The sequence below is a fragment of the Nakamurella sp. PAMC28650 genome (genome assembly GCF_014303395.1).
Taxonomy (GTDB): domain Bacteria; phylum Actinomycetota; class Actinomycetes; order Mycobacteriales; family Nakamurellaceae; genus Nakamurella.
Genome location: NZ_CP060298.1, coordinates 2,704,870 through 2,722,321 on the forward strand (window position 1 = coordinate 2,704,870; position 17,452 = coordinate 2,722,321).

General features: G+C 69.6%; 16 protein-coding genes. 15 read left to right on the plus strand and 1 reads right to left on the minus strand.

The window, feature by feature from the left end; all coding sequences use genetic code 11:
* Positions 1-807 carry a TlyA family RNA methyltransferase gene (locus tag H7F38_RS12290; RefSeq protein ID WP_305080162.1) on the plus strand — a complete coding sequence of 269 codons (807 nt, stop codon included), beginning with the start codon at positions 1-3 and terminating at the stop codon, positions 805-807.
* Complete coding sequence (locus H7F38_RS12295; RefSeq protein WP_187094300.1) at positions 804-1,697, plus strand: NAD kinase; 894 nt, start codon at positions 804-806, stop codon at positions 1,695-1,697. The genes H7F38_RS12290 and H7F38_RS12295 overlap by 4 nt, the downstream gene beginning before the upstream one ends.
* 43 nt (positions 1,698-1,740) lie before the next feature.
* Here the strand turns inward: H7F38_RS12295 and H7F38_RS12300 are convergent, their stop codons facing one another.
* Positions 1,741-2,967 (minus strand): cysteine desulfurase-like protein, encoded by a 1,227-nt coding sequence (locus tag H7F38_RS12300; protein WP_187094301.1) that lies wholly within the window; start codon positions 2,965-2,967, stop codon positions 1,741-1,743.
* A gap of 91 nt (positions 2,968-3,058) precedes the next feature.
* Between H7F38_RS12300 and recN the strand changes: the two genes are divergently transcribed.
* The 13 genes from recN (at position 3,059) to der (ending at position 17,442) form a co-directional block, all read left to right on the plus strand.
* Positions 3,059-4,822, plus strand: coding sequence for a DNA repair protein RecN (gene recN, locus H7F38_RS12305; protein ID WP_187094302.1), 1,764 nt, complete (start codon positions 3,059-3,061; stop codon positions 4,820-4,822).
* 82 nt (positions 4,823-4,904) lie between these two features.
* Complete coding sequence (gene steA, locus H7F38_RS12310) at positions 4,905-6,074, plus strand: putative cytokinetic ring protein SteA (RefSeq protein ID WP_187094303.1); 1,170 nt, start codon at positions 4,905-4,907, stop codon at positions 6,072-6,074.
* A 5-nt stretch (positions 6,075-6,079) separates the two neighbouring features.
* Positions 6,080-7,009: a copper transporter gene (locus H7F38_RS12315; RefSeq protein ID WP_187094304.1), complete on the plus strand. Its 930-nt coding sequence runs from the start codon at positions 6,080-6,082 to the stop codon at positions 7,007-7,009.
* Between the two features lie 510 nt (positions 7,010-7,519).
* The gene (locus H7F38_RS12320; RefSeq protein ID WP_255498357.1) at positions 7,520-9,355 is read left to right on the plus strand and encodes a CTP synthase; all 1,836 of its coding nucleotides are present in this window, start codon (positions 7,520-7,522) and stop codon (positions 9,353-9,355) included.
* Positions 9,352-10,014: an NUDIX hydrolase gene (locus tag H7F38_RS12325; protein ID WP_255498358.1), complete on the plus strand. Its 663-nt coding sequence runs from the start codon at positions 9,352-9,354 to the stop codon at positions 10,012-10,014. Before H7F38_RS12320 ends, H7F38_RS12325 begins: the two co-directional genes overlap by 4 nt.
* 168 nt (positions 10,015-10,182) lie before the next feature.
* Positions 10,183-11,052, plus strand: coding sequence for a site-specific tyrosine recombinase XerD (locus H7F38_RS12330; protein ID WP_370531317.1), 870 nt, complete (start codon positions 10,183-10,185; stop codon positions 11,050-11,052).
* A 91-nt stretch (positions 11,053-11,143) separates the two neighbouring features.
* Positions 11,144-12,280, plus strand: coding sequence for a ParA family protein (locus H7F38_RS12335; RefSeq protein WP_255498360.1), 1,137 nt, complete (start codon positions 11,144-11,146; stop codon positions 12,278-12,280).
* A complete protein-coding gene (locus H7F38_RS12340) occupies positions 12,277-13,134 on the plus strand; it encodes a ScpA family protein (RefSeq protein ID WP_187094306.1) in 858 nt (285 codons plus the stop codon). The genes H7F38_RS12335 and H7F38_RS12340 overlap by 4 nt, the downstream gene beginning before the upstream one ends.
* Positions 13,131-13,781 carry an SMC-Scp complex subunit ScpB gene (gene scpB, locus H7F38_RS12345; RefSeq protein ID WP_255498361.1) on the plus strand — a complete coding sequence of 217 codons (651 nt, stop codon included), beginning with the start codon at positions 13,131-13,133 and terminating at the stop codon, positions 13,779-13,781. The genes H7F38_RS12340 and scpB overlap by 4 nt, the downstream gene beginning before the upstream one ends.
* On the plus strand, positions 13,774-14,601 hold the full coding sequence (locus H7F38_RS12350; protein ID WP_187094308.1) for a pseudouridine synthase: 828 nt from the start codon (positions 13,774-13,776) through the stop codon (positions 14,599-14,601). Before scpB ends, H7F38_RS12350 begins: the two co-directional genes overlap by 8 nt.
* 86 nt (positions 14,602-14,687) lie before the next feature.
* Positions 14,688-15,323, plus strand: a complete 636-nt coding sequence (cmk, locus tag H7F38_RS12355) for a (d)CMP kinase (RefSeq protein WP_370531318.1) — start codon at positions 14,688-14,690, stop codon at positions 15,321-15,323.
* Complete coding sequence (locus H7F38_RS12360) at positions 15,320-16,000, plus strand: 1-acyl-sn-glycerol-3-phosphate acyltransferase (protein ID WP_187094309.1); 681 nt, start codon at positions 15,320-15,322, stop codon at positions 15,998-16,000. Before cmk ends, H7F38_RS12360 begins: the two co-directional genes overlap by 4 nt.
* Entirely contained in the window at positions 15,997-17,442 is a 1,446-nt protein-coding gene (der, locus tag H7F38_RS12365; protein ID WP_222618617.1) for a ribosome biogenesis GTPase Der, read from the plus strand. Before H7F38_RS12360 ends, der begins: the two co-directional genes overlap by 4 nt.
* The last annotated feature ends 10 nt before the right edge of the window (positions 17,443-17,452 follow it).

A 17,452-nucleotide genomic window follows, 5' to 3' on the forward strand; every position in this document is an offset into this window, starting at 1 on the left:
GTGCGCAGAGCACGACTCGACGCGGAGTTGGTGCGTCGCGGACTGGCCAGATCCCGGGACCAGGCAGCCGACCTGATCCGGTCGGGCCGGGTGCTCGTCTCCGGGCAGGCAGCGACGAAGGCGGCCACGGCCGTCGATCCCGCCGCCCCCCTGCTGGTCACCGCCGACGTCAACGACGAGAACTGGGCCTCGCGAGGAGCCCACAAGCTGATCGGAGCGCTGGAGAAATTCACCGATGTGGTCGTCGAGGGCCGCAGATGCCTCGACGCCGGCGCCTCGACCGGCGGGTTCACCGATGTTCTGCTGCGGCGCGGGGCAGCAGAGGTGGCAGCGGTCGACGTCGGCTACGGGCAGTTGATCTGGCGTCTGCAGAACGATGACCGCGTACACATCTACGACCGGACGAACGTCCGCACCATGTCGCCCGAGGACATCGGGGGTCCCGCCGGTCTGATCGTCGCCGACCTCTCGTTCATCTCCTTGTCGATCGTGCTGCCGGCGCTGATCGCCTGCGCTGCACCGGGTGCCGACCTGGTACCGATGGTGAAACCGCAGTTCGAGGTGGGCAGGGAACGTCTGGGGGCCGGCGGTGTGGTGCGTGATCCGGCGTTGCGGGCGACGGCCGTCGCCGAGGTCGCGGCGGCGGCTGGCAGACTTGGGTGGGGAGTGGCGGCTGTCGTGGCCTCACCGCTGCCGGGGCCGAGCGGGAACGTGGAGTTCTTCGCCCACCTGCGGGCCGACGTCGAGGTCGATCCCGTCGGCACCGCGGAACTCATCAACGTCGCCGTCGAGGAAGGCCCGTCATGACCGATCGCCGGATCCTGCTGGTCGCCCACACCGGGCGAGCCGACATCTATTCCACCGCACGCCATGTGATGAAGACCCTGGAGGCGGCCGGGATCGAGCTGCTGGCCGTTCCCGGCGAGGGTACCGAACTGGACCTGACGATCCTGGAAAGCGGCACGGCGGTGGAGGAAGGCGGGGAATCGCCGGTCGAACTCGTGCTGGCCCTCGGCGGTGACGGCACCCTGCTCCGCGCCGCCGAGGTGGCCCGCCCGCTGCGGGCCCCGGTCATCGCCATCAACCTGGGCCGGGTCGGATTCCTCGCCGAGGCCGAGGCCGACCGGCTCGACGAGGTGCTGAACGCACTGATCGCCGGCAACTACACCCTGACCGAGCGGATGACGGTCGACGTGGTGATCGAACGCGACGGCGTGGTCATCGACAAGTGTTGGGCCCTGAACGAAATCAGCGTCGAGAAGGCAAGCCGGGAAAGAATTCTCGACGTCGTGGTGGAGGTCGACGGGCGGGGGGTCTCGGCCTTCGGCTGCGACGGTGTGCTGTGTGCGACCCCGACCGGGTCGACCGCCTACGCGTTCTCGGCGGGCGGTCCGATCATCTGGCCGGACGTGGAGGCGCTGCTCGTCGTGCCGTCGAACGCACACGCCCTGTTCGCCCGGCCGATGGTCGTGTCGCCCCACTCCACCGTCTCGATCCACGTCGATCCGTCCGGGCACGAGGCGATCGTGGCCTGCGACGGACGCCGGACCCACGAGGTCCCTCCCGGCAGCAAACTGCACGTCCGGCGGGGCGCCCAGACCGTCACCATGGTCAAGCTGGGCGATCAGCGGTTCACCGATCGTCTGGTGGCCAAGTTCTCGCTCCCGGTGCGCGGATGGCGGGAACGGAGCCACTGACCGGCCGACGCCGGACCGGACGACGGGTCTGCGAGCGGACGGTCTACCCCAGGAACCGGCTGATCCCGTCGAGCAGACGCTGCACATCGGAATCGTCGGTGTAGCAGGCCAGGCCCATGCGCAGGCCACCGGCGGCGCCCAGTCCGATGCGTTCGGAGGCCTCGATCGCGTAGAACGAACCGGCGGGTGCGTTGACGTCGAGTCCGGCCAGGAACCGGTGGGCCTCCTCGGCGGGCCGTCCCCGGAAGGTGGCCAGCAGGGTGGGCGTCCGGTGCTGCGCCTGGGAACGCTGGGTGACCCCGGGCATGGTGCTCAGGCCGTCCTCGATGACCAGTCGCAACTTGTCCTCGTGGGCCTCGATCTCGTTCATGGCTGCTACCAACAGCTCTCGGCGAGTGCGAGGGCTTCTGCCGGAAGCGGCGCCGGTGCCCTCCGGGGCGAGCCCGGCCAGGAAGTCGACCGCGGCCGTGGCGCCGGCCAGCAATTCATAGGGCAACGTCCCCAGCTCGAATCGTTCGGGGACCTGGTCGGTGGACGGCCGCAGCTTGTCCGGGTGCACGCTGGACAGCACGTCGGGGCGGGCCGCGAGCACGCCCATGTGCGGTCCGTGGAACTTGTACGGCGAGCAGGCGTAGAAGTCGGCGCCGAGCGCCACCATGTCGACGGCGGCGTGCGCGGTCAGGTGGACGCCGTCCACGAAGAACAGGGCGCCGGCCGCATGGACCTGTTCCGAGATGCCGGCGATGTCCGGACGGGTCCCGAGCAGGTTCGACGCGCCGGTCACGGCCACCAGTCGGGTCCGCACGGACAGTGTGGCAGCGACGTGTGCGGGGGTCAGTTCGGCGCTCTCGGGATCGAAGTCGACCCATCGGACGGTGGCCCCGACCGCTTCTGCGGCCTGCACCCAGGGCCGGATGTTCGCATCGTGATCGAGCCGCGTGACGACCACCTCGTCGCCGGGCTGCCAGGTCTTGGCCAACGCGCGGGACAGGTCGTAGGTCAGTTGCGTCATGCTCCGCCCGAAGACGATCCCGGTCGGGTCGGCGTGCAACAGATCGGCCATCGCCCGGCGGGCCCCGACCACCACCTCGTCGGCGGCCCGCTCGGCCGTGGTGACCCGTCCGCGGTTGGAGATCGACGAGACCAGGGTCCGGCCGACGGCGTCACCGACCGCGTCGGGTACCTGGGTGCCACCCGGGCTGTCGAAATGGGCCACTCCCGAGTTCAGGGAGGAGAACTGGGCACGTATCGCGGCAATGCGGTCGGTCATGGGTCCGTCGTCCTTCGAATGGCAGTACAAATGTTCGACACGGGCGTTTCCCGGTCGGTCGCTTTCCTACCGCGACGGTAGCGTTGCCACCGTGCTCACCGAACTCCACATCACCGGTCTCGGGGTGATCGAAGACGCCGTCATCGAGCCGCACCCCGGATTCACCGTGGTCACGGGGGAGACCGGCGCCGGCAAGACCATGGTGGTCACCGCTCTCGGACTGCTCACCGGTGGGCGGGGCGATGCCGGCCGGGTCCGGGTCGGCGCCGAACGCGCGGTGGTGGAGGCGCGGATCGCCGGTCCACTCGGGCCGGCCGCGGCCAAGGTGCTGGATTCCGTCGGCGGGACCCCCGACGAGGACGGCTCGATCATCCTGGTCCGCTCCGTCGGTGCGGACGGTCGATCGAGGGGGCACATCGGCGGTCGCTCGGCGCCGCTGGGGGCCCTGTCGGAGATCACCGATCCGCTGATCGCCGTGCACGGCCAGTCGGAGGCGATCAGTCTGCTGCGGGGAGCCCAGCAGCGCGCAGTGCTGGATCGTTTTGCTGGATCGGATGCCGAGTTGACCGCCTACCGCGCCGCCCGTGCGCAATGGCAGGCGGCCGTGGCCGAACTCGCCGACCGCACGTCGCACGCCAGGGAACGGGCCCAGCGCGAACAGGTGCTGCGGCTGGGTGTCGACGAGATCGCCAAGGTGGATCCAGCGCCCGGCGAGGACGTCGAGCTGATCGCCGAGGTCCGTCGCCTGGAGAACGCCGACGCCCTTCGCTCCGGCGCGGCGCAGTCCCGGGATGCGCTGACCGGGGAGTCGATGCCAGACGGCCCCAACGCGGTCAGCCTGATCGAGGCGGCGCGCAAACTGCTCGAGGTGACGGGTGACGAGCGTCTGGAAGCGCTGGCCGTCTCGCTGCACGAGGTGTCGGCCGTCGTGATCGATGCGGCATCTGACCTCACCGCCTACCTGGAAGAGCTCGACGCCGATCCCGAGCGGCTCGAGGTGCTGCTGAACCGGCAGTCCGTCCTGAAGACGCTGACCAGACGTTACGGCGCCGACGTGGATGCGGTGCTGGCCTGGCGGGCGGAGGCCGAGACGGAACTGCTGTCGCTGGATTCGTCCGAGGGTGCGCTGGCCGAACTGCGGAAGGCGTGCGAAGAGCTGGCCGCAGCGGTGGCCAGGTCCGCGGTCGTGCTGACCGGGAAGCGCTCTGCGGCGGCGGCCACGCTCGCCGAGCGTGCCACCGCCGAGCTGGCGCACCTGGCGATGGGCCGCGCGACGTTGCACGTGACCGTGTCCTCCCGGACCGCCGATCCGTCGGCGCCCGACGCGCTCCGGATCGGCCGGAACTGGGTGTCCGCCGGGATGGACGGCGTCGATCAGGTCGAATTCGCGATGATCGCGCACAAGGGAGCGCCCGAACTCCCCATCGCCAAGGGTGCTTCCGGAGGCGAGCTGTCGAGGGTGATGCTGGCCGTCGAGGTCGTCCTGGCCGGCGCGGATCCGGTGGCCACCATGGTGTTCGACGAGGTGGACGCCGGTGTCGGCGGTCGGGCGGCGACCGAGATCGGCCGGCGCCTGGCCATGCTGGCCGGTGATCATCAGGTCATCGTCGTCACCCACCTGGCGCAGGTGGCGGCGTTCGCCGACCGGCACTACGTCGTCGACGCCGGACCCGGGGATGCCGTCGGATCCTCCGCCGTGCGGCCGGTCGAGGGGGCGGCCCGGGAGCTCGAACTCGCCCGGATGCTGGGCGGGACCGACGGGGCCAGCGCACGCGCGCACGCCGCCGACCTGCTGTCTGCCGCGGTCGAACCGAGCAAGGGCCGGCCGGCCGCACGACGCCTCGCCGCGCGCTGACCGAGCCTGGTTCGGGTCCCATCAGCGCAATTCGTCGTCGCGCCTCCCGCGTTTCACCGCATCGGGCTGTCACGATCGCAGCATGAAACTCTTGTCACGCCAGTCACGTGCGTTGCCAGGAGTCACAGGCGTCGCACGTGTGTCGCGACGTAGTGACACCTTGCTGAGTCGGTTGGGTGACGGCGACATCGCCGTCATCGACCACATCGACATCGACCGGGCCACCGCGGATGCGATGGTCAAGTCCGGGGTGACGGCCGTGGTCAACTCCGCGCCGTCCATCTCCGGGCGCTATCCGAACCTCGGTCCCGAGATCCTGGTCGCCTCCGGCGTCATCCTGATCGACGACGTCGGTGAGAAGATCTTCTCGCGGATCAAGGACGGGTCGAAGCTCCGCATCGACGGAGCGGCGGTCTACCAGGGCGAGGAGTTGATCGCCGAGGGGATCGAGCAGTCGCCGGAGTCGGTGGCCGACCTGTTGATCGAGGCCAAGGCGGGGATGTCGGCCCAGCTCGAGGCCTTCGCCGCCAACGCCATCGAGTACATGAAGCGGGAGCGCACCCTGCTGCTGGACGGCGTCGGGATCCCGGAGATCTCGACCAGGATCGCGGGCCGGCAGGTCCTCATCGTGGCGGCCGGCGCGGACACCAGGGCCGAGCTCAAGTCGCTGAAGAAGTACATCTCCGACTACCACCCCGTGCTGGTCGGCGTCGACGGGGGAGCCGACGCGCTCCGTCAGGCCGGCTACAAGCCGAACCTGATCATCGGCAACCCGGAGGAGATCGGTCCGGACACCCTGCGCGGCGGGGCCGAGGTCGTCATCCCGGCCGACGTCGACGGGCATGCGCCCGGCCTGGAACGACTGCAGGATCTCGGACTCGGGGCGGTCACCTTCCCCGCTACCGGCACCACCGAGGATCTCGCGCTCCTGCTGGTGGACGCACGCGAGGCCAGCCTGATCGTCACCGTCGGCATGCACACCACGCTGACCGATCTGCTGGATCACAAGGGCGGCGCCGCGTCGACCTTCCTGGTGCGGATGCGGGTGGCCAACAAGATCGTCGAGGCGCCCGCCGTCGCAAGGCTCTACAAGGCGCGCATCTCCTGGTGGCTGGTCGCCATGCTGATGATCGTCGCGATCGCCGCCATCGTCGGGGCACTGCTGGTCTCCGACGTGTCGCACACCTATCTCGATCTCGCCAGGCAGTGGTGGAACGAGTTCGCCAACTGGGTCAGGGGGCTCTTCCGATGATCTCGATGCGCTACCACATTGTCTCGCTCGCGGCGATCTTCCTGGCCCTGGCCCTGGGCATCGTCCTGGGGGCGACCAAGATCTCGTCTCCGATCCTGGCCGGCCTGCAGAGCGACAAGACCGACCTCTCGAGCCAGAACACCCAGCTCTCCACCGACAACACGTCGCTGACGGCCAGGGTCGGCTCGGACGACAAGTTCGCCGCGTCGGTGGCGAACCTGACCGTCCGGGGCACCCTCCCGACCGCCACGGTGGTGCTGATCACCACCGCGGACGCCGATCCGGGCGATCGCGATGCGATTCTGTCGCTGCTGGCCAGGTCGGGCGCGAAGGTGACCGCCCAGATCCAGTTGTCGGTGAATTTCACGGACCCGAGTCACGCCAACGACATCCGCACCCTGGCCGCACGGGTTCTCCCGACCGGTGCCAAGTTGCCGGCCGTCTCCCAGGTGGGCGCCGTCGCCGGTGGCCTGCTCGCCTCGGTGCTGCTGACCGACGCCGCCGGCAAGACGACCAGCACTGCCGCCCAGGCGACCTCGGCTCTGTCGGCATTCGCCAGCGCAGGTTTCCTGCAGGCAGCCGGCACGGTGGTGCCGGGCCGGTCGGTTGTCGTGCTGACCGGCGGCGCAGTGACCGGTGGCTCCGAAGCCGATCGCGCCGCGGTGATCGCCGACATGGCCACCCAGCTCAAGACCGCAGCCGGCGGCGTCGTGGTGGCTGGGACGCCCGGCTCGGACTCCGCGACGGGAACGGTCGGTGTCGTCCGGGCCAGTACCGCGGACAGTGCGGTGGTCAGCACGGTCGACGACGTCGACACGCCCTCCGGCCGCCTGGCGACGGTGCTGGCGCTGGTCGAGCAGAACGGTGGCGGGGTGGGCCGTTACGGCTTCGCCGCCAGCGCCCAGGCGCAGATCCCGACCCTGGGCGTCGGCTGACGCCGGCTCTCCGGACGACCACGGCCCGGCTCCTCCCCGTTTCGACAGGGGGCGAGCCGGGCCGTTTGCCGTTGCCGCGCTGCCGTTGCCGCGCTGATCAACTTCGACGGCGCTCACGAAGTCGTCGACTTCCGTCCCATCCGTCCCAGAACCGGCACGTTCATAAGCGCGGCGGTGCGCCACCCTCTGACCGGCGCCCCGGTTGCCCCCACCGGTTGCCCCCACCGGTTGCCCACCGGTTACCCGCAACCGGGTGCCCCCAGCAGTTGGCCTCGAGGGTCTTCCGAACGATCGGCAGGCGGCGGTGGCGGTCTGCGATGCCGATAGCGAAGGTCTCAGTCCCCGTAGTCGGGGGAGGATCACCTTCGTTGATGGCGTGTCCGGCACCGGTGTCGAGTCACCCGGGAACAGGCCCGGGGGTGTTAGGGTGAAATCCCGTGGGGCGATGGCCATCAGGCCGGTCGCCGAGCATCGAGAATGCCTAGGCCTTCGATCACGCGGGGAGTCATCTTGCCGGTCACGGTACGTACTACGAAACACATCTTCGTCACCGGCGGAGTCGCATCCTCCCTGGGCAAGGGTCTGACGGCTTCGAGCCTCGGCCGCCTGCTCACCTCGCGTGGCCTGCGGGTCACCATGCAGAAGCTGGATCCGTACCTCAACGTCGATCCCGGCACCATGAACCCGTTCCAGCACGGTGAGGTCTTCGTCACCGAGGACGGCACCGAAGCGGACCTGGACATCGGTCACTACGAGCGCTTCCTGGACCGCAACCTCTCGGCCGATGCCAACGTCACCACCGGCAAGGTCTACTCCAGGGTGATCGCCCGTGAGCGTCGCGGCGAGTACCTCGGCGACACCGTGCAGGTCATCCCGCACATCACCAACGAGATCAAGGACCGGATCACCGCCATGGCCGAACCCGGCCCCGACGGGAACAGCCCGGACGTGGTGATCACCGAGATCGGCGGCACCGTCGGTGATATCGAGTCGCTACCGTTTCTCGAGGCTGCGCGCCAGGTCCGTCACGACCTCGGTCGGGACCACGTCTTCTTCCTCCACGTCTCGCTCATCCCGTATCTCGCGCCGTCCGGGGAGCTCAAGACGAAGCCGACCCAGCACTCGGTCGCAGCACTGCGCAACATCGGCATCCAGCCGGACGCCCTGGTCTGTCGCGCCGACCGGGACATCCCCGAGGGCCTCAAGCGCAAGATCTCGCTGATGTGCGACGTCGACGCCGAAGCCGTCATCGCCTGCCCTGACGCGCCGTCGATCTACGACATCCCCAAGGTGCTGCACACCGAGGGGCTGGACGCCTACGTCGTCCGCCGGCTGGGTCTTTCGTTCAAGGACGTCGACTGGACGCTCTGGGGTGAACTGCTCGAGCGCGTGCACCACCCGTCCGAGACCGTGCGGATCGCCCTGGTCGGCAAGTACATCGACCTTCCGGACGCCTATCTGTCAGTGACCGAGGCGTTGCGCGCGGGGGGTTTCGGCAACGACGCCCGTGTCGAGATCGTCTGGGTCCCTTCCGATTCGTGCCAGACCCCGGCCGGCGCTGCTGCCGCACTGTCCGACGTCCAAGGGGTGCTGATCCCCGGCGGATTCGGGGTCCGGGGCATCGAGGGCAAGCTGGGTGCGATCCAGTACGCCCGCACCAACAAGATCCCGATGCTGGGCCTGTGCCTCGGACTGCAGTGCATGGTGATCGAGGTGGCCCGGAACCTGGCCGGCCTTGGTGGAGCCAACTCCGCCGAGTTCGACGCCAATGCGGCCGACCCGGTGATCGCCACGATGGCCGATCAGACCGAGGTGATCTCCGGCGCCAAGGACATGGGCGGCACGATGCGACTGGGTTCGTATCCGGCGCGCTTGACCGAGGGCAGCCTGGTCGCCGAGATCTACGGGACGACCAACGTGACCGAGCGGCACCGTCATCGCTACGAGGTCAACAATGCCTACCGGGGCCGGCTGGAAGCCGCCGGGCTGCACCTGTCCGGTACCTCGCCCGATTCCTCCCTGGTCGAGTTCGTCGAGTTGGATCGTTCGCAACACCCGTACATGGTGGCCACCCAGGCACACCCGGAGTTCAAGTCGCGCCCGACCCGTCCGCACCCGCTGTTCTCCTCGTTCGTCAGGGCGGCGCTGGACTACCTGGAGTCCGAGCGCCTGCCGATTTCCTCGAACGGACCGGCCGCGGTGAACGGACCGGCTACTGCGCACGGTTCGGCTACTGCGCACGGTTCGGCCGCCGTGCAGGGTTCGGCCGATAGGGACGGTTCAGCTGCTGAGCACGGTGCGGCTGCCGCCGAGGCCGCCGTCGACGAGCCGGTTCCCGCCCGGTGACCGACGGCTCCGGGGTGTTCGCCGTCCTGCGGTCCCGGCCCGTCTGGGCCGGGCACATCGCCAAGGTGCGGGTCGACACGCTCTCGATGCCAGGGGGCCGGACGGCCGACCGCGAGGTCGTCGAGCACGATCGTGCGGTGGCGGTGGTCGCGCTGGATACCAGCGGCAACGTGGTGATGCTGGAGCAGTTCCGCCATCCGCTGCGCCGCCGGCTCTGGGAGCTGCCGGCCGGGCTGATGGACCAGGACGGCGAGTCGGCTCGGAGCGCCGCCGAACGGGAGCTGGCCGAGGAGACCGGGCTGAGCGCCCGTCACTGGTCGATCCTGGTCGACATCGCGTCCTCGCCGGGGTTCACCGACGAAGCCGTCCGCGTGTTCCTGGCCACCGATCTGACCGAGATCGGTCGGCAGGGCGAGATCACGGACGAGGAAGCCGATCTCAAAGTGGTCAGGGTTCCGCTGGTGGACGCGATCAGGGGCGTCTTCGACGGCCGGATCGTCAACGGCTCGGCCGTGGCCGGCCTGCTGGCCGCCTCGGTGGCACTGGGCGTGCCCGTGAGCACCCCGGAACCGAGGTCAGCAGACGACCCCTGGACATCCGGCCCCAGCACCGTGCACATCGGGCCCGGTGTGCCGGATGCGCCGGCGCTCGGTGCCTGACCGCCGGTGAACGTCACCGGGGACCGGTCGTCGGCGAACCCAGTCGCAGCCCCGAAGCCGTCCGCGGCTCCGCAACCTTCCGACGCCCCAACACCTTCCGACGCCCCGTCGGCAGCACTGACGAACGCACTGCGCGGGTACCTCGATCATCTTGCGGTCGAGCGGGGTGTGGCTCGCAACACTCTGCTCGCCTATCGGAGGGACCTCGAGCGGTACCTGTCGTTCTGCGCCCTGAACGGCTTGACGGCCGTCCAGGACATCAGGCCCGAGCACGTCTCCGGCTACCTGGTGTCGCTGCGCGAGGGGTGGCTCGGGCATCCCGCGCTGGCGCCGTCGTCCGCAGCCAGGGCGGTGGTCGCCGTCCGCGGATGGCACCGATTCCTTCTGGCGGAGTCGGCGACCACCGTCGATCCGTCCGGTGACGTCCATCCGCCGACGGCCGGCCGCCGCCTACCGAAGGCGCTGCCGGTCGAGGTGGTGACGGCCATTCTGGAATCGGCCTCGGGTGACGATCCGCGGTCCCTTCGTGACCGGGCCCTCTTGGAGTTCCTGTACGCCACCGGGGCCAGGATCAGCGAGGCGGTGGGGCTGGACGTCGACGACCTTCCCGCAGTCGATACTCCGGTGGTCCGCCTGCGGGGCAAGGGATCCAAGGAACGGATGGTGCCCGTCGGGTCGTTCGCCGCCGCTGCCCTGTCGGCCTATCTCGTGCGCGGGCGGCCGGGCCTGGCCGCGGCCGGTCGGGGGAGCCATGCAGTGTTCCTGAACGTGCGCGGCGGTCGCCTCTCGCGTCAGTCCGCCTGGCAGGTGCTGCGTGACGCCGCGGACAGGGCCGGGGTCTCGCAGGAGAGCGGCCCGGTTACGCCCCACACCCTGCGACACTCCTTCGCCACCCACCTGCTGGAGGGCGGGGCCGACGTCCGGTCCGTGCAGGAACTGCTGGGGCACGCGTCGGTGACGACCACCCAGATCTACACCCTGGTCACCGTGGATTCGCTGCGGGAGATCTACGCGATGGCCCACCCCCGGGCTCGGTGACTCCCGGTACCGGCGGGCACCGGCGGCCGGTCGCCCGCGGGTCGCATTGGTCCTTTCGGCCTCGCCCGCCTACCCTGGGAGGGTCGTCGGGATGACGACAGGAGACGAAGTGGGAGTATCGGGACCGATGAGCTATCCGGACGACGCAGCGTGGATCGCCGCCGCCGGGGCCACCCGAGCACTGGACACCGTCCCGCCGCCACCCTCATCACAGGTCCCCACGGGCAGCCCCGTCGACTCTGCCGATGGCGCTGGTTCACCCGCCGACGACGGTGCTGCCGCCCCCCCGACGGGCGAGGCCGCCCAGCCGGACCTCGACGCGTCCGGTGCCCTCCGACCGACCCCGGGTGACCAGGAGGTCGTCCCGGCCCTGATCTCCAAGCCTGGCCCCGGCGACAGCGAACTGGGTCCGACCGGCCGGGTGCGTCGCACCATCCCGGAACCGGCGGTGCTGAACTCGCACGGCCCGGCCAGGGTGATCGCGATGTGCAACCAGAAGGGCGGGGTCGGCAAGACCACCACCACCCTGAATCTGGGTGCCGCCCTGGCCGAGTACGGGCGGCGCGTGCTCCTGGTCGACCTCGACCCGCAGGGAGCGTTGTCCGCCGGTCTCGGTGTCCCGGCGCACGAACTGGACCGCACGATCTACAACCTGATGCTGGAGCGCAACACCAGCATCACCGACGTCCTGGTGCCCACGCGCATCCCCGGCATGGATCTGCTGCCGGCCAACATCGACCTGTCCGCGGCCGAGGTCCAGCTCATCAACGAGGTCGGCCGCGAACACACGTTGGCCAGGGCGCTGCGGCCGATGCTCCACGAGTACGACTACGTCCTGATCGACTGCCAACCGTCGCTCGGTCTGCTGACCGTCAACGCGCTGGCCTGTGCGCACGGCGTGATCATGCCGGTCGCCGCCGAGTTCTTCTCCCTGCGCGGTGTCGCGCTGCTGGTCGACACCATCGACAAGGTGAAGGACCGCATCAACCCCGACCTCGAGGTCGACGGCGTGCTGGTCACCATGTTCGACGGACGCACCGTCCACGCGCGCGACGTCGTGGCGATGCTCGTGCAACGATTCGGGGACGAGGTCTACGACACCGTCATCTCCCGGACGGTGAAGTTCCCCGAAACCACCGTGGCCGGCGAACCCATCACCACCTACGCTCCGACATCGCCTGCGGCAGATGCCTTCCGCACCCTGGCCCGGGAAGTGATCGCAAGATGACCCCGCGGGCGGGAGTCATCACCCCGGCCGCCGCATCGCTGGATTCCGACGATTCCCCGGTGCTGCCGGGTGCGCGCGCTTCGTTCCACGTCCACCTCTCCAATTTCGAGGGTCCGTTCGATCTGCTGCTGCAATTGATCGGTCAGCATCGAATGGACGTCACCGAGGTGGCGCTGCACACCGTCACCGACGACTTCATCCGCCACATCCGCACCATGGGCAAGGATGTCGACCTCGGGGTGGTCACCGAATTCCTGGTGGTCGCTGCGACCCTGCTGGATCTCAAGGCCGCCCGTCTGCTTCCCGACGGCGAGGTCGAGGACCACGCCGACATCGACCTGCTCGAAGCACGGGACCTGTTGTTCGCGCGACTACTGGCCTACCGGGCCTACCAGCAGGTCACCCTGCTGTTCCAGGAACTCGAGGCCGGTGCGCTGCGGCGTTATCCGCGGGCCGTGACGCTCGAGGACCGTTACCTCGGCCTGCTGCCCGAAGTGCAGATCGGCATGGACGCCGCCGCTTTCGCCGAGATGGCCGCCGGTGTCTTCCAGCCGAAGCCACCTCCGCCCGCGGTCTCGCTGGACCACATCCATTCCTCCCCGGTGTCGGTCGCCCTGCACACCGCAGCGATGCGCGAAATCCTCGCCCGAAGCGGTGTTGCGACGTTCGGGGAACTGATCGCCGGTTGCACGCAGACGATGGAGGTGGTGGCCCGGTTCCTCGGTCTGCTCAACCTCTACCGCGAGGCGGCGGTGGCCTTCGACCAACCGGAACCGTTGGGACTGTTGACCATCCGGTGGACCGGGGACAGCCCGGACCCGGGCGGCGTGCTGGTCGACGAGGAGTGCGAGTGAGCGCGCCCGAGGAACTCGACGTCGTCCGGCCCCGGTCGGAGACCGGGCCCGGCACCGTCGGGACGCTGGTCCCGGAGGACCTGCCGGTCGAGGCGACCCTGGGCATCGTGGCCGAGGAGGACGTCGTCGGCGCGCTGGAGGCCGTCCTGCTGGTGGTCGATTCCCCGGTGAGCGAGGCGTCCCTGGCCACCGCGGTCGGGCACGGCTCCGACCGGGTCCGGACGGAATTGATCGCCATGGCCCAGCGCTACACCGCAATGGGTTCCGGGATCGAACTGCGGCAGATCGGCGGCGGGTGGCGCTTCTACACCCGCGACCGCTTCGCCCCGGTGGTCGAACGTTTCGTGCTGGACGGCCAGCAGAGCCGGCTGTCCAGGGCGGCGCTGGAGACCCTCGCCGTCATCGCCTACCGGCAACCGGTCACCCGGGCCCGCATCACCGGGGTGCGCGGCGTCAACGTGGACGGCGTCATCCGTACCCTGGTCGCCCGCGGCCTGATCGAAGAAGTCGGGCAGGACGCCGAGACCGGTGGCCTGCTCTATCGCACGACCGAGTTGTTCCTGGAACGACTCGGGCTAGCCAGCCTGGAGGACCTCCCGTCCCTTGGCCCCCTGCTCCCGGAAATCGACACCCTCGAAGATGACTGACAACACGCCCGCCCGCAAGCGCCCTTCCACCCGCCTGAAGAACACCGGCCGGATCAACCCCGGCGACCTCGACGACGGCGGTGACGACGCCAACGCCGACGGTGTCCGCCTGCAGAAGGTGCTGGCCGCCGCCGGTGTCGCGTCCCGGCGCAAGGCCGAGGAGCTGATCAAGCTCGGCCGGGTCAAGGTCGACGGCATCGTCGTCAAGGAGATGGGCCTGCGCATCGACCCGGCCAACGCCGTCGTGCACGTGGACGGGAACCGGATCGTGGTCAAGGAGGACAACGTCTACCTGGCCCTGAACAAGATGCCCGGCATGCTGTCCACCATGTCCGACGAGCTCGGGCGGCCGCACATCGGCCAGCTGCTCGTCGACCGGCCCGAGCGCCTCTTCCACGTCGGCCGGCTCGACATGGATTCCGAGGGCCTCCTGCTGCTGACGAATGACGGCGAACTGGCGCACCGGTTGACCCACCCGTCCTACAACGTGATGAAGACCTACATGGCCGAGATCCCCGGTCCGGTGCCGCGCGATCTCGGGCGCCGGTTGCGCGCCGGGATCGAACTGGACGACGGCGTCGCCAAGGTGGACCATTTCGAGGTCGTCGACGTGCACGCCGGCCGCGCCGTGGTCGAGGTCGTCCTGCACGAGGGTCGCAAGCACATCGTCCGCCGGATGCTCGGCGAGGCCGGACATCCGGTGTCCAGGCTGGTCCGCACCAAGATCGGCGACGTGCAGCTCGGACACCAGCGGCCCGGCACCCTGCGCAAGCTGAACCCCGTCGAGATCGCACTGCTGTACAAGGCAGTCGGTCTGTGAACCGGCGCTCGAGTGGCGAGAGGTCGAGCGAGGCAGGCACTTTCGTCATCGCGATCGACGGCCCCTCGGGCACTGGAAAATCGACCGTGGCACGTCGGGTGGCGGCCGCGCTGGGTGCCGGGTATCTGGACACCGGCGCCATGTACCGGATGGTGACGCTGGCGGTCCTGCGCGCCGGAGCGGACCCGGTGAACGACACCGCCGTGGTGCAGGTGCTGGAGGGCTTGAACTTCTCCTCGCCGGTGAGCCCCGACCACCAGTCGCACCTACTGGCCGGAGTGGACGTCACGGACGAGATCCGTGGGCGGCCGGTGACTCTCGCCGTCACGCCGGTGTCGGCGAATCCCTCGGTCCGGGCGTGGCTGTTCGATCGCCAGCAGATGCTCGCCGCCTCCGGCCGGATGGTGGTGGAGGGCCGCGACATCGGGACCGTCATCGCGCCCGACGCCGACCTGAAGATCTACCTGACCGCCGACGCTGCCGAGCGGGCCCGTCGTCGGCACACCCAGAACGTAGGCGCTGCAATGGGTTCCGGGCCCTCGGCTCCGGATCTAGCGGCAGTGGCGCAGGATCTGCACCGACGGGACACCCACGACGCCAACCGCGTGCACGCCCCCCTGCAGGCGGCCGCCGACGCGGTGGTGCTGGATTCGTCGGGCATGGAACTGTCCGAAACCGTCGCCAGGGTGCTGGAACTCGCTGCGGAGCGAGGCATCGCATGAGGTGGCGTCACCTCGGCGGCACCCAGGACCCGTGGCCGCCGCACTCCGGCCGCAAGGGTATGGACCGGGGCCGCCGCATCGGTATCACGTTGTCGCTGTTGATGTATCGCCAAAGCGTCACCGGAATGGCGCGGGTGCCGGCGTCCGGCCCGCTGGTCGTGGTGGCCAACCATTCCAACTTCTTCGACGGGCCTGTGCTGTTCGGCGCGCTACCCCGCCGGGTGTCGTTCCTGATCAAGGCCGAAGCGGTGACCGGCCCGATGGGGTGGCTGCTGCGCAACGTCGGTCAGTACGCCATCCATCGTGACGTCCCCGATCGGAAACCGCTGCTGGAGGCGTTGGCCCAGCTGAAGGCCGGAGGTGCGATCGGGATCTTCCCCGAGGGCACCCGCGGCGCCGGCGACGTCCAGAACATCTCCGGCGGAGCCGGGTGGCTGGCCGCGCGGGCCGGCGCGACGGTGCTTCCGGTCGCGGTCCGCGGCACGGCCCGCCCGGAAGGCCGGGGTCGGCGTTTCCGGCCCTCGGTGCGGGTGTTGATCGGGGACCCGTTCCCGATTCCGGCCGGTGCGGGCCGGACAGCGGTGGATTCCGCCACAGATTTGATTCGGGATCGGTTGTCGGAGTTGGTCATCCAGCTCGACAAGACGATTTCCCCTGGGAAGAAGGCAAACAAGTGACTGACAATTTCGACGGACTGGCCGCGGAACAGGCGGCCGGTGACGGCATCTGGAGCGACGAGACCGAATTCGCCGGCTGGGAGGACGACGGCTACGGCGAGGACGGTGGCGGCCCGGTCGTGCCAGCGCCGACCCTGGCGATCGTCGGCCGACCGAACGTGGGCAAGTCGACGTTGGTGAATCGGATCATCGGCCGCCGTGAGGCGGTCGTCCAGGACATCCCCGGTGTCACGCGTGACCGTGTCTCCTACGACGCGCTGTGGGCCGGCCGCAGGTTCACCGTCGTCGACACCGGCGGCTGGGAGCCCGATGCCGAAGGCATGGCGGGCGAGGTGGCGCTGCAGGCCGAGCGGGCCATGAAGACCACCGATGCGGTGCTCGTGGTGGTCGACGCCTCGGTCGGTGCCACGCACACCGACGAGGCGATCGCCAAGGTGCTGCGTCGCTCGAAGGTGCCGGTGATCCTGGTCGCCAACAAGGTCGACGACGAGCGCACGCTCGCCGACGCGACGGCCCTGTGGAACCTCGGGCTCGGTGAGCCGTGGCCGGTCTCGGCGCTGCACGGCCGTGGCTCGGGCGATCTGCTCGACGCGATCATGGCGGCGCTGCCGGAGGCTCCGTCGGAGTTCGCGGCGAACCAGGGCGGACCACGACGGGTGGCGCTGCTCGGGAAGCCCAACGTCGGGAAGTCCTCGCTGCTCAACAAGCTGTCCGGTGAGTCCCGGTCGGTCGTCGACTCGGTGGCCGGCACCACCATCGACCCGGTCGACTCGTTGGTCGAGCTGGACGGCGAGGTCTGGCGCTTCGTCGACACCGCCGGCCTGCGCAAGCGGGTGCACCAGGCCAAGGGCATGGAGTTCTATGCCTCGCTGCGCACCCAGTCGGCGCTGGAATCCGCCGAGGTCGCCGTCGTGCTCGTCGACTCCTCCACTCCGCTGACCGAGCAGGACCAGCGGGTCATCACCATGGTGATCGAGTCCGGCCGGGCGCTGGTCATCGCGATGAACAAGGCCGACCTCGTCGACGGTGACCGACGGACCGAGATCGAACGCGAACTCGACCGGGACCTGGCGCGGGTGCAGTGGGCCGAGGTCATCAACATCTCGGCGAAGACCGGGCGGTCGGTGCACCGGTTGGCACCGGCGCTGCGGACGGCGTTGGACTCCTGGGACAAGCGGATCCCGACCGGCCAGCTGAACAACTGGCTCGGCACGCTGATCCAGGCCACGCCGCCCCCGGTGCGCTCCGGGAAGCAGCCGAAGGTGCTCTTCGCCACCCAGGCCGGCAACCGGCCGCCGACGTTCGTGCTGTTCACCACCGGTTTCCTGGAGGCCGGGTACCGCCGGTTCATCGAGCGTCGCCTGCGGGAGGACTTCGGTTTCAAGGGCTCCCCGGTCCGCGTCAACGTGCGCGTCCGTGAGAAGCGCGGGGCCAGGAAGTAGTTCGATCTCG